General features: G+C 40.0%; 12 protein-coding genes and 1 pseudogene. 6 read left to right on the top strand and 7 right to left on the bottom strand.

Translation table 11 applies throughout. The features are described 5' to 3' along the window. Positions 1–175: 175 nt before the first annotated feature. Positions 176–1612, top strand: a complete 1437-nt coding sequence (locus tag MOMA_RS06905; protein ID WP_009501803.1) for a lytic murein transglycosylase — start codon at positions 176–178, stop codon at positions 1610–1612. An 87-nt stretch (positions 1613–1699) separates the two neighbouring features. Here MOMA_RS06905 and argJ read toward each other — a convergent pair. The 3 genes and pseudogenes from argJ to glmM all read right to left on the bottom strand — a co-directional run bounded on the left by argJ (position 1700) and on the right by glmM (position 5241). Further along, a pseudogene (gene argJ / locus MOMA_RS06900) lies at positions 1700–2928 on the bottom strand (bifunctional glutamate N-acetyltransferase/amino-acid acetyltransferase ArgJ). 75 nt (positions 2929–3003) lie between these two features. Then, complete coding sequence (gene kdsB / locus MOMA_RS06895; RefSeq protein ID WP_009501800.1) at positions 3004–3834, bottom strand: 3-deoxy-manno-octulosonate cytidylyltransferase; 831 nt, start codon at positions 3832–3834, stop codon at positions 3004–3006. Positions 3835–3894: 60 nt separating this feature from the next. Further along, entirely contained in the window at positions 3895–5241 is a 1347-nt protein-coding gene (glmM, locus tag MOMA_RS06890; RefSeq protein WP_009501799.1) for a phosphoglucosamine mutase, read from the bottom strand. Positions 5242–5556: 315 nt separating this feature from the next. On the opposite strand from glmM, the gene MOMA_RS06885 reads away from it, so the two are divergent. The 3 genes from MOMA_RS06885 (at position 5557) to truD (ending at position 9039) form a co-directional block, all read left to right on the top strand. Next, the gene (locus MOMA_RS06885) at positions 5557–6489 is read left to right on the top strand and encodes an RDD family protein (RefSeq protein WP_009501798.1); all 933 of its coding nucleotides are present in this window, start codon (positions 5557–5559) and stop codon (positions 6487–6489) included. Positions 6490–6774: 285 nt separating this feature from the next. After that, a complete protein-coding gene (locus MOMA_RS06875) occupies positions 6775–7923 on the top strand; it encodes a beta-ketoacyl-ACP synthase III (protein WP_009501796.1) in 1149 nt (382 codons plus the stop codon). 3 nt (positions 7924–7926) lie between these two features. Continuing rightward, on the top strand, positions 7927–9039 hold the full coding sequence (truD, locus tag MOMA_RS06870; protein ID WP_009501795.1) for a tRNA pseudouridine(13) synthase TruD: 1113 nt from the start codon (positions 7927–7929) through the stop codon (positions 9037–9039). A gap of 3 nt (positions 9040–9042) precedes the next feature. On the opposite strand, the gene MOMA_RS06865 is transcribed toward truD, so the two are convergent. Together MOMA_RS06865 and MOMA_RS06860 are read right to left on the bottom strand one after the other, a co-directional pair. Then, positions 9043–9882: a UDP-2,3-diacylglucosamine diphosphatase gene (locus MOMA_RS06865; RefSeq protein WP_009501794.1), complete on the bottom strand. Its 840-nt coding sequence runs from the start codon at positions 9880–9882 to the stop codon at positions 9043–9045. A 19-nt stretch (positions 9883–9901) separates the two neighbouring features. Further along, entirely contained in the window at positions 9902–10423 is a 522-nt protein-coding gene (locus MOMA_RS06860; protein WP_009501793.1) for a peptidylprolyl isomerase, read from the bottom strand. A gap of 296 nt (positions 10424–10719) precedes the next feature. Between MOMA_RS06860 and MOMA_RS06855 the strand changes: the two genes are divergently transcribed. Beyond that, on the top strand, positions 10720–12447 hold the full coding sequence (locus MOMA_RS06855; RefSeq protein WP_009501792.1) for a glutamine--tRNA ligase/YqeY domain fusion protein: 1728 nt from the start codon (positions 10720–10722) through the stop codon (positions 12445–12447). Positions 12448–12623: 176 nt separating this feature from the next. Next, on the top strand, positions 12624–13259 hold the full coding sequence (gene upp, locus MOMA_RS06850; protein WP_009501790.1) for a uracil phosphoribosyltransferase: 636 nt from the start codon (positions 12624–12626) through the stop codon (positions 13257–13259). A gap of 165 nt (positions 13260–13424) precedes the next feature. Here upp and purF read toward each other — a convergent pair whose 3' ends face one another. Beyond that, a complete protein-coding gene (gene purF, locus MOMA_RS06845) occupies positions 13425–14966 on the bottom strand; it encodes an amidophosphoribosyltransferase (protein WP_009501789.1) in 1542 nt (513 codons plus the stop codon). A gap of 65 nt (positions 14967–15031) precedes the next feature. Then, positions 15032–15583, bottom strand: a complete 552-nt coding sequence (locus tag MOMA_RS06840) for a CvpA family protein (RefSeq protein WP_009501787.1) — start codon at positions 15581–15583, stop codon at positions 15032–15034. Between the last annotated feature and the right edge of the window lie 43 nt (positions 15584–15626).

The following is a 15626-nucleotide window of genomic DNA, read 5'->3' as shown; positions in this document are numbered from 1 at the left end:
AACTTTCTTAGACTTTCTTAGATTGTTGACTTTATTATGTCAAAAGTTATGCCAAAAGTTAAAAAATTTTAGCTTTTGGTCTTAGTTTTTTGTTACAATAACGCTGTTTTTATACTTTTTATTTTTTACTTTTTATTTTTGTATTAATTTTTTGTATCAATAATGGACAATAAAAATGCGTCATGCACTCATTCAAAACGTATTTACCCAAACTTTTACCAAAACCTTAAACTCAAAAATCTTAAGTTTAAGCACCACGGCTTTATTTGTGGCATCTTGCACGGTTACGCCACAACCACCAACACAGCAACCAACACAATCACCGATACCGCCACGCCAAACAATGCCCCAAACAGTGCTACAGCCACCAATCCAAACACCAAAATCCGCCCCACAAAAAAACACCACTTTTAGGCATGACGTTGGCATACCAAACAACACAACACAGCCAAGCAACACAAAACAAAACAGCATAAAACCACGCTATCACAGTTTTTATGATTGGAAAATGGATTTTATCAAACGTGCCAAGGCTAGTGGCGTTAATCATTATGTGCTTGAAAATCTGTTGGCAAATGCCACTTATAACGAGCGTGTGGTAAGTTTTGATCGCAATCAAGCCGAATTTGTCAAAATGCCGTGGGAATATATAGACAGTGCGGTATCGTTAAATCGTATCAATCAAGGCAAGCGTCAATATGCCAATCACCGTGATATATTGCTACAAGCTGAAAGTCGCTACGGCGTGCCAGCTTCAATCATTACTGCAATTTGGGGCATGGAGTCATCTTTTGGGCAAGGCATGGGCAAGGCTTCCTTGGTAGACAGTTTGGCAACCTTGGCATACGATGGCAGACGCCAAGATTTTGCTGAAAATCAATTGATCGCTTTGGTAACATTGCTCCAACGCGGTGATTTGCAAAGTTTTCAGTTACAAGGATCGTGGGCGGGCGGTATGGGACACACCCAGTTTATCCCACAAACATGGCTTGATGAAAGCGTAGATGGTGATAACGATGGTTATAAAAGCCCTTTTAACCAAGCCGATGCCCTAACATCAACAGCCAGTTATTTGGCAAATGCAGGGTGGGTGCGTGGCTTAAATCCGTTTTATGAGGTGCGTTTACCGGCTAATTTTGATTATCGCCAATTAAACAGTAAAAAAACCATCGCCCAGTGGCAAGCACTTGGTTTATACAGTATTCATGGCCATGCGTTACCCAGTCATGAATCGGCGCAGCTTTGGTTGCCAGCTGGAAGTAACGGCCCTGCCCTACTCACCACGCGCAATTTTGATGCCATTCGCGTGTATAACAATTCATCTAATTATGCCTTAGGCGTAAGTTTGTTGGCAAAACAAATTATTGGCAAAAGTGGCTTGCAAGCAGATTTTCCGCGTTATGAACAGCCACTGTCAGGCTATCAAGTGCATCAATTGCAAGAGCGTTTAACCTCGCTTGGTTATGACACCAAAGGCATTGATGGTATTTTAGGCAATAACACGCGTATGGCATTTTGGCAGTGGCAATTAGCCAACAATCAAAACAATCAAGCAGCGGACGGCTTTATCAGTCAGCGTTCGGTAAGTGAGTTACTCTACCGGCAGTTTTAAATTTTCTTAAATACAATTCATGCAATTGGGCGTATCAAGCAATTTAGCCAAGTTACGCCCAAGCATTATAAAAACTTTGATAAAAAACTAGCTTCGATAATCGGCATTGATTTTTACATAATCGTATGATAAATCACAAGTATACACTGTATCACTTGCCCCCCCCCACAGCCCAAATCAATATGAATGGTAATTTCAGGCCTTGTCATCACCTCAAGACCCAATGGTTCGGTATAACCGTCCGCCAATCCGCCACGTTCACAAATTTTAACCTCGTCAAGTGCCACGCTTACCTTAGACTGATCAAAATCAACCCCTGCATAGCCAGCGGCCGCCAAAATCCGCCCCCAATTTGGATCGGAGGCAAAAAAAGCGGTTTTGACAAGCGGTGAATGGGCAATGCTATAAGCAATTTTGGTGCAATCTGCGGTATTTTTTCCGCCGGTAACTTTCACTGTGATAAATTTGGTTGCCCCCTCGCCATCACGCACAATAAGCGTGGCAATGGTTAACATCACCTTGTAAATTGCTTGGTAAATTGGCATATAATGGGCGTGATTTTCACTGTCAATCAGATCGCCCACTTGCCCTGTGGCAATCAATGTGCAGCAATCGTTGGTGGAGGTATCACCGTCAACACTAATGCGATTAAAGGTTTTATTAACAATTTTTATTAACATGTCTTGTAATAAATTTTTATCAATGTTGGCATCGGTTGCCACAAAACCAAGCATGGTTGCCATGTTGGGGCGTATCATGCCTGCCCCTTTGCTAACGCCTGTTACGGTGTAAGTTATGTCATCTATCGTTACCGTTTCAGAATGCCCTTTTGGTATGGTGTCTGTGGTCATGATGCTGTAAGCACAATTTAGCCAGTTGTCTTGTGCTTGACTGTGTGTCAAATTTGCCAACAGCTTGTCAAGCCCTGCAATGATTTTATCACTAGGCAAGGTTTCACCTATCACTCCTGTAGAATAAGGCAACACTTGACTTGGCTTTACCCCAGTTTTATTGGCAAGTGCTTGACAAGTTGCCAAGGCACGCATATCGCCGTCTTTTCCTGTCCCTGCGTTGGCATTGCCTGTATTAATGAGCAAATAACGTGGCGTGTCAGTTTTGATAAATTCACGCACAAGTTTAACAGGACTTGCACAAAACTGATTTTGCGTGGTTACCACAGCCACGCTTGCATGTTGGCAAATTTCAAACACGGTCAGATCTTTGCGATTTGGGTAGCGAATATGAGCCTCAGTAACTCCGATTTTTATGCCTTTAATTGGCAAAAGTTTGCTTAAATTGACATTTCCAACAGGCATTTTTTACTCCTAAATTTATCCTTTAAAACTGTTATGAAAACGGCTTTTGTCAACAAATAGTTAATTAACAAATAGCTAATCAACAAATGCCGATAAATCCATTGCGTTTAGCCTATCCAAATCACATTGCGTGTCTACGCCACAAGGCAACATCGCACAAGCAATATCAAGGGCAATTTTATGCCCATGTTCTATCACGCGCAATTGTTCAAGCCCCTCCAAACACTCAAGTTGACCTTGTTGCCATTGAGCAAATTGGTGCAATAAGGCAACCTTATAAGCATATAAGCCTAAATGCCTTAAAGCATTGATGGGGGTATCGGTAGGATTTGGCGGTGTATCGGTTGGCAAATTTGTTGGCAGAGCATTGCGATCGCATGGAATGGGTGAGCGACTAAAATACAAAGCCTCGTTGTGTTGGTTTTTTACCACTTTTACCACCGATGAGCGATAAAATTCCTCAAACGTTACAATCGGTTCAGCAAGGGTTGCCATCACGCAATCGGTTTTGTGCAGCAACAAGTTGGTAACTTGAGCAATAAGTTTGATTGGTATTAACGGTTCATCACCTTGCATGTTAATCACGATGTCATGATCCGCCCATGCCTGCTGTAAAGCAACTTGAGCCAAACGATCTGTGCCTGACGCATGATTGGGATCGGTCATAACGATGTTGACGGAAGTTTTTGTGTCGCAGGCGTGGGATTGACAATATTCACGACAAACTTTAGCTATGCTGTCATCATCGGTTGCCACAAAAATATCATCGGCTATGCCAGCTTGTTGCACAGCACAAGCACGATCAATCACCCATAAAATCATCGGCTTACCGTGAATATGCAATAAAGGCTTGTTAGGCAGGCGAGTGCTTTTTAGGCGAGCTGGAATGACAATGTGTTTTTTCATGACTTACCTTTAAAATGTTAAGTGCTTTAATCCTTAAGTGCTTTAATCCAATTAACCAAATTAATCCAATTGGGTTTTAATGGCATCGGCTAATTCACACGCAAGTGTATCGCATTCAATGTCATCATCGCTTTCTACCATAACGCGGATTAACGCTTCTGTGCCTGATTGGCGGATTAACAAACGTCCACGTCCTGCCAATTTTTCTTGGGCTTTTTGAAATTGTGTGGCTAAAATTGGATTGGCATAAGGATCTTGTTTTTGACTAAGTTTTACGTTGACAAGTTTTTGTGGCAACACGCTAAGCCCTTGGGTTAAAGTTGCAAGTGATTTGCCTGTTTTGGCTATCACAGAAAGCACCTGTAGCCCTGCAACAATGGCATCGCCTGTGCATGCTTTATCAAGGGTTAAAATATGCCCGGACGGTTCACCACCCAATTGCCAACCGTGCTTATCAAGGGCTTGCATCACATAACGATCGCCCACATTGGTACGTACAAAATCAATGCCGTGTTTTTCCAAGGTTAACTGCAAGCCCATGTTGCTCATCAGTGTGCCAACAACGCCTGTGGTTTTATGATCGGCTTGAGTTGCCAAAATATACAAAATTGCATCACCGTCTACTGCTTGTCCATTTTCATCTACCATAATAATGCGATCGCCATCGCCATCAAGGGCAAAACCCAAATCCGCCTTATGTTCTATGACAGCCTTTTGCAAGGTCTCAATGTGTGTTGAACCAATGTTGTCATTGATATTAATGCCATTAGGTTCATTGCCAATTGCAATCACTTTTGCCCCAAGTTCACGCAAAACGCGCGGTGCAACCCCATACCCTGCCCCATTGGCACAATCCACAACAATTGTTAAACCCTCAAGGCTTAATTGATACGGAAAACTGCCCTTACAAAATTCAATATAACGCCCTTTGGCATCATCAATTCTATAATGACGCCCCAGGTTTAAGCCGTCTATTTGATAAGGTTGTCCATCAAGTTCTGCTAACTTTTGGTTAATGGCATTTTGTAGGGCGTCGGATAATTTTTTGCCATCGCGTGAAAAAAATTTTACCCCATTGTCATAAAACGGATTGTGGCTTGCAGAAATCACAACCCCAGCATCAGCATGAAACGAACGCGTTAAATGAGCAATGGCAGGCGTGGGAATAACCCCAAGCATATGCACATCTACGCCTGCTGCGTTAAACCCTGCTTGCAAACAAGCCTCAATCACATAACCTGACAGGCGCGTGTCTTTGCCAATCACAACATTAGGGCGATGACTGACATGCTGGGTATGCGCCATTAACACTTGCCCTGTGGCAAACCCAAGTTTTAACAAAAACTCTGGATAAATGGGAAATTCACCAAACTTACCCCGAATGCCGTCTGTACCAAAATAACTCATAATCACCCCTATTGTCATGACAAAATTAAACCTTAAATGCGTTTTTGCTTAAACATCTGCCTGTTAGCATTTGTTGCATTTTAGCATAACAAATTAGCATAACAAAATTTAACCTCATTTACAAAAGATTTTGTATGGTTTTACGTTAAGTATTTTCTTTTTAAGTATTTTCTTTTAATGCTTCGTTGCGTGTTTATGTGCGTTTTGGCAAAAATTTAACCATCGTCTTTACAAGATGTCAAAAATACCTTAATATTAAATATTATTTGGTATTTTTCATAACTTTTTGATACAACCAGTACATTTAGGATTTTCATGCAAATTTATTTGGCTCGTAATAATATCCAAGCAGGACCTTACACCCTTGAACAATTTAACCAAATTTTGGCAACCGATCAACTTTTGCCAACCGATTTAATGTGGCATGATGGCATGACAACATGGCAAAGCGTAGCAACCACACTACAAGGGCAAACCCATTACACACCGCTTGACAATGAAGAATCTCATATCATTAACAACCGCCCTACAGCTAACGAAGCAAACCCAAACAAAAAACCCCAAGACAGCGTATGGGATAAATACAACGCCAACAACCCACACAAAAACCACGAAAAAACCCAAACTTCAAAACAAACCCCAAGGTTGTTTGGCAAAAGCGATCGAAGCAATCGCGGTATGGACATTGCTCATGGCAACAAACAGCTTGTCTTAGCCTCTGTAGGCAGTCGGATTTTGGCAAAGTTGATTGATGTTGGCGTGTTGATATTAGCTGCATTGCCACTAACAATTGCAATTATCAACAGTCCAATGTTTGAAAAACTCAAAAAAATTGCCGAATCAGGAGCAACCCAATTAACCTCCGCCCAACAAAGCGAGTTGTTAGCGACTGTGCCACACCATATTTTGGTGTTAACCAATGTTTTGGTATGGGGGATTTTGTTTCTCCAGATGCTGTTATTGACAAAACGCGGGCAAACCCTTGGTAAAATAGCCATGGGTATTCGCGTGCTTGACTTAAAAAGTAACGCCATGCCAAGTTTTTTAAACCTAATTGTACTACGCGGTATTTTTCCCTTGGTGGTTTATCTAATGTCTCCTGTTGGTTTTGTGTTTTTATTGGTAGATTTTATCGCAATTTTTATGAACAATAACCGTCAAAGCCTGCACGATAAATTGGCAAAAACTTATGTGGTTGTCGCTGATGATACTCAAACCAATCCTTTAAAACTAAACCCATCAAAATAAACCGCCCAATTTATAAAAATAGCTTATTATAAAAATAGCTTATTATAACAACAGCTTAAAAGCCGCTTAAAAACAAAAACCCATGCAACCTGCAAACCGGCTGTATGGATTTTTGAAATATTTTGTAACAAAATTGGCAAAACTGGCAAAAAACAGGCATAATACGCCAATGTTTATTTTTAACGATTGTTTAAGCAAAAAGGATTGTTTAAGCAAAAAGTTTCACCAAAAAAATCTAATCACAAGTTTTATTACACAGGTTTTATAACAAAATAAGGAATTACCATGCCAATTTGTATCACCGCCACAGGTTTATACACACCGCCGTTTAGTATCAGCAATGATGAATTGGTGGCAAGTTTTAACCAATATGTGGACAATTATAACCATGACAATGCCGAAGCCATCGCCTTAGGGGAAAAAGTTGCCCTACAATACTCCACCAGTGAGTTTATTGAAAAAGCATCAGGCATAAAATCGCGTTATGTTTTTGACAAACAAGGCATTTTAGATCCAAATATTATGACGCCGGTTATCCCAAAACGCAAACTTGGTGAAGAATTGTCGGTGATGGCAGAAATGGGGGTTAAAGCCTTAAGCCAAGCCCTTGATAACGCAGGCCTTACCGCTCAAGATTTGGATGCAATTGTTGTGGCAAGCTCTAATTTTCAGCGCGCCTACCCTGCAATTGCCATTGAAGTGCAACATGCTATTGGCATGCAAGGTGGTTTTGGTTATGACATGAATGTTGCTTGTAGTGCCGCAACGTTTGGTATTGCCCAAGCCGTAGGATCTATTCAATCAGGCATGGCCAAACGCATTGCTATGTTAAACATTGAGGTTACCTCGGCACACTTAAACTGGCGAAACCGCGACAGCCACTTTATTTTTGGTGATGTGGCAATGGCAACCATCATTGAACAAACCGACGAACCAAAAGGTTATGAAATATTAAACAGCAAACTTTGGACAAAATTTTCTACCAACATCAGAAATGAACTTGGCTTTTTGGATCGTGCCGAATTTTTGGCCGAACAATCTGACTTATACCCTGATATTAACGAACCTGTGAGTGATAAATTGTTTGCACAAGAGGGAAGAAAAGTATTTCGCGAGGTTTGCCCTGCTGTGTCAAATCTGATTAGCGAACATTTGGCCGAAAATCACATTGAGCCACAATCGGTTAAAAAACTTTGGTTGCATCAAGCCAATAGCAACATGCTTGATTTGATTTTACGCACGGTTTTGGGTAAAGATGCTGATAAATCACTTGCTCCAACTGTGATCGCTGAGTTTGGCAATACCAGTTCTGCAAGTCCGATGATTGCCTTTCATCGCCACCAAGAAAACATGAAACCAGGTGATATTGGCGTGATTTGCTCTTTTGGTGCAGGTTATTCTATCGGTTCGGTGTTGGTTAAAAAATGTGGTTAAAAAATGCTAAACTTGGCAAACCCTTATAAACCGAGCATTCATCATGCGATCTACAAACAAACACCGCAAGATTTTATTGTGCATGAGCAATTAAGCCTTGATTTTGCCAATCACGGTGAACACTTGTGGTTACAACTGAAAAAAACCAATTTAAACACCGAACATTTGGTTAAATTATTGGCAAAATGGGCGGATATTGCCAAAAAAGACATCGGTTTTTCAGGCTTAAAAGATCGTCATGCCATCACAACCCAGTGGTTTAGTTTGCGCTTGCCTAAAAAAAGCATGCCAACCAAGCCACTGGCTGAATTTTTTGCTGTGCATTTATTAGCCAATGAACAAGTTGATGTGTTAAACCTTATTTGGCATAACAAAAAACTCAATCGCAGCACGCACGAGGGCAATCGATTTATCATCACGCTTAGACAAGTTCATGCAGACAAAAGTGCTTTAGACAAGCAACTGTTGTCAATTAAAACCCAAGGTGTGCCTAATTATTTTGGAGAGCAGCGTTTTGGACACGAACAACAAAATTTACTAAAAGCGTTACACTTATTTAAAACCGAACTTGAGCTTAAAACCGATAAGCCAACAAAAGCAAAACTTGGTCAAAAATTTGGACTGTATCTGTCATCTGCTCGCAGTGAGTTGTTTAATGCAATTTTAGCAAAACGCGTTGTGTTAAACACTTGGCAAACCGCTCATTTGGGTGATGTGATGAATTTGGCGGGCAGTCAAAGCATTTTTATCCCCGATGCGATTGATGACAAGCTACAAGAACGCCTATTAAGTGGTGATATTCATTTAACAGGTGCAATGTGGGGTTTTGGCAAGCTACAAAGTTTTGCTGATGTGGCCAAACTTGAACAAACAGTGATTGACAGCAGCCCCACTTATCAAATTTTAGCCAAAGGTTTGGCAAGTTTTGGGTTAAAACAACAGCGTCGCCCTTTGCGCGTCATTCCTAAGTGTATGAGTTGGCAGTGGCTTGATTGTGATGTGCTAACATTGGATTTTGTGTTGCCAACAGGCAGTTTTGCTACAGTATTGTTGCATTGTTTGGTGGAAAATTTAAGTTTGGTAGAAAATCCAATTTACCAAAATAAAGCTAAGTAAAAGCTAATACGTAAATTGTATCAGATCAATTTGGTCGTTTGGTTGACAATTTTGTACAGTTACCCTTTGCATTACCGCTATCACAGCTTCTACATGCTTGTCAATCACTCGCCAATCACCAAGCACCAAACGCTTTTTTTTACCAAATGCATCAAGGTGTAACTTTGGGCGATGCGTATGTCCGTGCAATAAAATATCCACCGATGCCAAAACCTTATTTACCGCATCGGCATTAACGTCCATAATAGACACGGGTTTTTTAGCGGTATCTGATCGGCTTTTTTGGCGTAACTTATGGGCAATTTGTTGTCGTTTTGCTTGTGATAAACTTAACAACAACTGTTTGCTAAGCGGATTTTGGATAATTTTGGCAAAACGTTGGTAATTTTTATCATCTGTGCATAACTTATCACCGTGTTCTAAACGAACTTTTCGTTGGGTGTTTGGTTGCTTAAGATTAATACAATACGGCTCCTTGATTAATTTTGCTCCAAACATATCACAAAACCCTTGCCCCAGTAAAAAATCACGATTGCCTATCATCACCAAAATTTGGCAATTTTTTTGGCTTAACTGGGTTAATTTTTGTAGCATCTTGGCAAAATTTTGCTGAAAATCAAAGGTTTGTGCCACATCATCACCAAGCCATGCATCAAACCAATCCCCCAAAATATACAAGTTTTGTAAGTTTGGCAACAGCAACAATTTATCCAAAAGCCCCAAAAAAGCCTGTCCCAATAAATTATCAGTAACAGGCTTATCAATTGGCAAATGTAAATCGCTGATAAATACAGTGTTTATATTTGCTTGATTTTTTTGGCAAAAATTGACAAAATTTTGCATACCTTGATGATGGTTTTGGTTATTTTTCAGGTGCCCGATTGATAACCTTGGCGTTTGTAATCACGATTGGCGTGCTTGGAACATCGGCATGAAAACCATATTTACCCGTTGGTACGCCTTTGATTTTGTTAACCACGTCCATACCATCAGTTACCTTACCGAATACGGCATAGCCCCACCCCTGCATGGTTGGACTTGAGTGGTTTAAAAAACTGTTGTCTTTGACATTGATAAAAAACTGGGCGGTTGCAGAATGTGGATCAGATGTGCGTGCCATTGCAATTGTACCAACTTCGTTTTTTAGGCCGTTGTTTGCTTCGTTTTGGATTGGAGCGTGGGTTGATTTTTCATTCATATTGGCATCCATACCACCACCTTGAATCATAAAGCCATCGATCACGCGGTGAAAAATCGTACCGTTATAATGACCTTCATTGACGTAATTGATAAAATTCTCAACGGTTTTTGGGGCTTTTTCGCGATCCAGTTCAATCACAATGTTGCCCATAGTGGTTTCAAATTCAACGTATGGCATATCCATAAATTTCTCCAGTTTGTTCAATTTATTCAATAATAAATTTATTCAATAATGATTGTGAAAAATGATTGTGAAATTGTTTTAAAAACATAAAAACATTTTTATAATAAAGGCAAATTTTTATTTATCAAGCCAAATGACAAACATTTTACAAAAAGTTTTACAAAAAGTTTTTGATGCATGAATTTTGCTTGTTAAAATTTTTGCTTGTTAAAACTTGACAAAAGCTGTTAAAATACAAGGTTTAATCTTTTATAACCAATTGATTATAGCCAATTGATAAATTTACGGAATCATGTATGACTAACCCAACTGAAAATACCGAAAAAAACGATTTTATTCGCACCATTGTGCGTGATGATTTGGCAAATAACAAACATGAAAAAATTGTAACACGCTTTCCGCCAGAGCCAAACGGTTATTTGCATTTGGGTCATGTTAAATCCATTTGTTTAAATTTTGGTTTGGCAAAAGAATTTGGTGGTTTGTGCAACTTGCGTTTTGATGATACCAATCCAAATGCTGAAGATCAAGAATATGTTGACAACATTAAAGACGATGTGCGTTGGCTTGGTTTTGATTGGGCAGGTGATGTGCATTATGCGTCTAATTATTTTGCACAATTATACCAATGGGCGGTTCAATTGATAGAGCAAGGCGATGCCTATGTTGATTTACAAACACCCGAGCAAATCCGCGAAAATCGTGGCAATTTTGCTAAAGTGGGTAAAAATTCACCCTATCGTGATGCAAGTGTGGCAGAAAATTTAGCCCGTTTTGATGACATGAAAAATGGTAAATTTAACAATGGTGAGGCGGTGCTTCGTGCCAAAATTGACATGGCCAGTCCAAATATGAACCTGCGCGATCCTGTGATTTACCGCGTCATGCACTCAAGTCATCACCAAACAGGCGACGCTTGGTGTATTTATCCGATGTATGATTACGCCCACCCTTTATCCGATGCGATCGAAGGCGTTACCCATTCTGTGTGTACCTTGGAATTTGAAGATCACCGCCCTTTTTATGATTGGGTGATTGAAAAAATCGGCTTTAAAAAACAGCCGCATCAGTACGAATTTGCTCGCCTTAATGTCAATCACATTTTAACCAGCAAGCGCAAACTCAAAAAACTTGTAGATGACAATTTGGTAACAGGTTGGGACGATCCGCGTATGCCAACCATTGCAGGCATGCGTCGTCGCGGTTATACGCCACAGGGGCTTTTGGATTTTTGCGATCGCGTGGGCGTTAGTAAAGCCGATGGCGTGGTAGATTTTAACTTGTTAGAATTTAGTATTCGCAACGCCTTAGAAGACACAACAAACCGAGCAATGGCAGTGTTAAACCCTTTAAAAGTAACCATTGTTAATTTTAATGAAGCAGTAGCTAAGGTTGAAATTCTAAAAAAACCCACGGTAAAAACCCGTTTGGATAAGGATAACAACATACTTTGGCTAACCCAACCAAAAAACAGTCATGACGAAAGCCAAGGCATGCGCGACATTCCATTTACCGCGACGATTTTTATTGACAAAAACGATTACAATCAAAATCCGCCAAACGGTTATAAACGCTTATCACCCACAAATAGCGAGATTCGTTTACGCAACAGTTATGTTTTAAAAATAGAACAAGCGATCACCGATGATAACGGTGAAGTGGTAGAATTAATTGCCACGATCGATCCAAAAACCCTAGGCAATAACCCAGAAGGACGCAAGGTAAAAGGCGTGATACATTGGGTATCGGCAAGCTGTGGCATACCTGCAACCGTGCGTTTATACGAACAATTATTTAATCAAGAAGATCCGGCTAAAGTTGATCTTGAAAATTTGGCACAAGAAATTAATCCAAATTCTCTAACAACCGTCAATGCAGTTGTTGAGCCGTCGCTTTTGCATGCAAGCCCTGGCGATCGGTTTCAATTTGAACGCGAAGGGTTTTTTGTCGCGGATTGCCAAGATTTTAGCAAAGAGCATTTGGTGTTTAATCGCATTGTTGGATTAAAAGATGGCTTTAAATAAAAGGCAAACTTTTGGTCTGTCTTTTATTTTAGATAGTTTTATTTTAGATAGTTTTTATTAAAAATAGTTTTTTTGATTAAAATTGGTTAAAATAGGCAACGAAAAACAGATCATAAAAAATTATGTTTTGTGTCATAAATTTTTAACCAAAAATCTACAAAAATAAAGAGAATGCCATGCAAATCACCGTCATTGATCACCCACTGATTCAACATAAACTTAGCCTAATGCGCGAGGCAAATTGTAGCACCTACAAATTTCGCACATTAACCAAGGAACTTGCTCGCCTGATGGCATACGAAGCAAGCCGTGATTTTGCAACCGAAACTTTTGTTATGCAAGGTTGGCAAGGCGATGAGATTGAGGGGATTCAAATCAAGGGCAAAACCGTAACCGTTGTGCCAATTTTACGGGCGGGGCTTGGTATGCTAGATGGTGTGCTGGATATGATACCAACGGCTAAAATTTCCGTGGTTGGTTTACAGCGCGATGAAGAAACCCTTGAACCTGTGCCTTTTTTTGAAAAATTTGTCAAAGACATTCACCGTCGCCCTGCTTTGATTCTTGATCCAATGCTCGCAACGGGCGGTAGTATGGTAGCCACCATTGACATGCTTAAAAAACACGGCTGTAAAAATATCAAAGCCTTGGTTCTTGTCGCTGCTCCTTACGGCGTAGAAATGGTAAATAAAGCCCACCCTGATGTAACGATTTTCACCGCTGCATTAGACAGTCATCTAAACGAATATGGCTATATCGTGCCAGGTTTGGGCGATGCAGGTGATAAGATTTTTGGCACAAAACAAATCTAAAACCAAGCAAATTTTAAACCAATTTTGTTCATAACTGCTTTGGCAAGTCAAACGCACGCAACCGCACGCAACAAATAAGAGCAATAAACAAGGCTTTGTTAACAAAGCCTTTTGGTTTATAACTGCTTTATTTACAGTACTTTAGAATTTATAGCACTTTAGAAATTACAGTACTTCAGGTTCAACACCCACCATATCCACAGGCGTGTCAGCAATTATTTGCACGCCTGCTTTTTTGAGTTTTGCCATATCACTGCGTTTTTTTTGTAAAGCATTGAGATAATTTTCATCAATACCGCCTGCAATATATTTGCCATCAAACACCGAACAATCAAACTGTTTGACACTGCTATATTTGGTATCACTGACCGCTTCAATCAAATCATTTAAATCTTGAAAAATTAAGCGATCCGCACCAATGATTTGGCGCACTTCTTCTACTGAATGCCCTGATGCTATCAGTTCGCTTTTGGCAGGCATGTCAATACCGTATACATTTGGAAATTTGACAGGAGGGGCGGCACTGGCAAAAAACACATTTTTTGCACCTGCATCTCTTGCCATTTGGATAATTTCATTACACGTTGTGCCACGCACAATAGAATCGTCTACAAGCAACACATTTTTGTTTTTAAATTCCAGTGGCACAGCCGAGAGTTTTTGACGTACGGATTTTTTGCGTTGCTGTTGCCCTGGCATAATAAAAGTGCGTCCAATGTAACGATTTTTCATAAAACCCTCACGGTATTTTACACCCAATTGTTGAGCCAATTCCATTGCTGCTGTGCGCGATGTATCAGGAATTGGAATTACCACATCAATTGCATGGTTTTCACCCCATTCACTCAAAATTTTTTGTGCCAAGGTTTCACCCATTCGCATTCTGGCTTTGTAAACCGAAATATTATCCATGATCGAATCTGGGCGGGCAAAATACACATACTCAAAAATACAAGGCGTAAAATCGTTACTTTCAATACATTGATGTGTAAATAACTCATTGTTTTGATTAATAAAAATTGCCTCGCCCGGTTTAACATCACGCACAATGCTAAAGCCTGCCGCAGTTAATGCCACCGACTCAGAGGCCACCATGTATTCAAAACCACCGTCTTCAGCAAGGCGTTGTCCATAAATCAGCGGACGAATGCCATTTGGATCGCGAAATGCCAAAATACCATAACCTGTAATCATCGCAACCACAGCATAAGCCCCTTCAATGCGTTGATAAACTTTCGTTACCGCCGAAAAAATATCGCAAGGTTCTGGGTGCTGTTTACCGATTTTTTGCATTTCGTGGGCCAATACATTAAGCAACACCTCCGAATCCGAATCGGTATTAATATGACGCATATCTTCACGAAATAATGAGTTGGCAATTGCCTCAGCATTGGTTAAATTGCCATTGTGTGCCAATGTAATGCCATACGGAGAATTCACATAAAACGGCTGGGCTTCCGCGGAGCTTGATGTGCCTGCGGTTGGATAACGCACATGCCCAATGCCTTGATTGCCCACCAAACGCAACATATGTTGATTCATAAACACATCTCTTACCATGCCATTTTCTTTTCGCAAAAATAAGCGATTATCCTGACAAGTAACAATTCCTGCAGCATCTTGTCCACGATGTTGTAACATGGTTAACGCATCGTATAGCATTTGATTAACAGGACCATGCCCTGCAATTCCAACAACTCCACACATAAAACCCCCTAAATTTGACTAAAACACGATTGACTAAAAAACTTTCTTTGCTGTTAAAATCTTTGCTATTGATTTTCAAGATCTTGACCAATTTTGTCTAAATGTTCAAAACCTTGTTGGCTGTTATTTTTTACTTCATTGGCAATTTTTTTGGATAAATCCACTGCAAACGGAGTCAAAGGCAACAGTTGCTTGGCAATTATGGTATTGTTGAAAAATTTTGTTTGCTGGATAAACGGTGCAATCATGCTTAATAACAACAAAATTATCAAAAAATTCTTACCAACGCCAAAAAATGCCCCTGCCAATTTATCCAAAATGCTTAATTTTAATTTTTTTAAGGTATGACTCATGACCCATAAGATTAAATGCAATCCAACCAATAAAAACAACGCCACCAAAATAAACGCCGCAAGTAAGGTTAATACAGGCGTTAATACAGGCGTTTCAAACAACCCTGCCAACATTGGTGCCAAAGGTTTGGCAAAATATGTCGCAAAAATCAGTGCAAATAACCAACCAAATAAACCAACCAGTGATTTTAACAAACCTGCTGAAAAGCCTTGCCAAAGACCCATGACCAAACTGATTAAAATTAAAACATCTAAAATTGCCAAAGTATTATCCACTTTTTTAATCTGTCATTACTTTTTAATCTGT

Source organism: Moraxella macacae 0408225 (assembly GCF_000320365.1).
Classification (GTDB): domain Bacteria; phylum Pseudomonadota; class Gammaproteobacteria; order Pseudomonadales; family Moraxellaceae; genus Faucicola; species Faucicola macacae.
The sequence above is the reverse complement of the archived record's forward strand: the minus strand, read 5'-3'. Positions and strand labels throughout refer to the sequence as shown.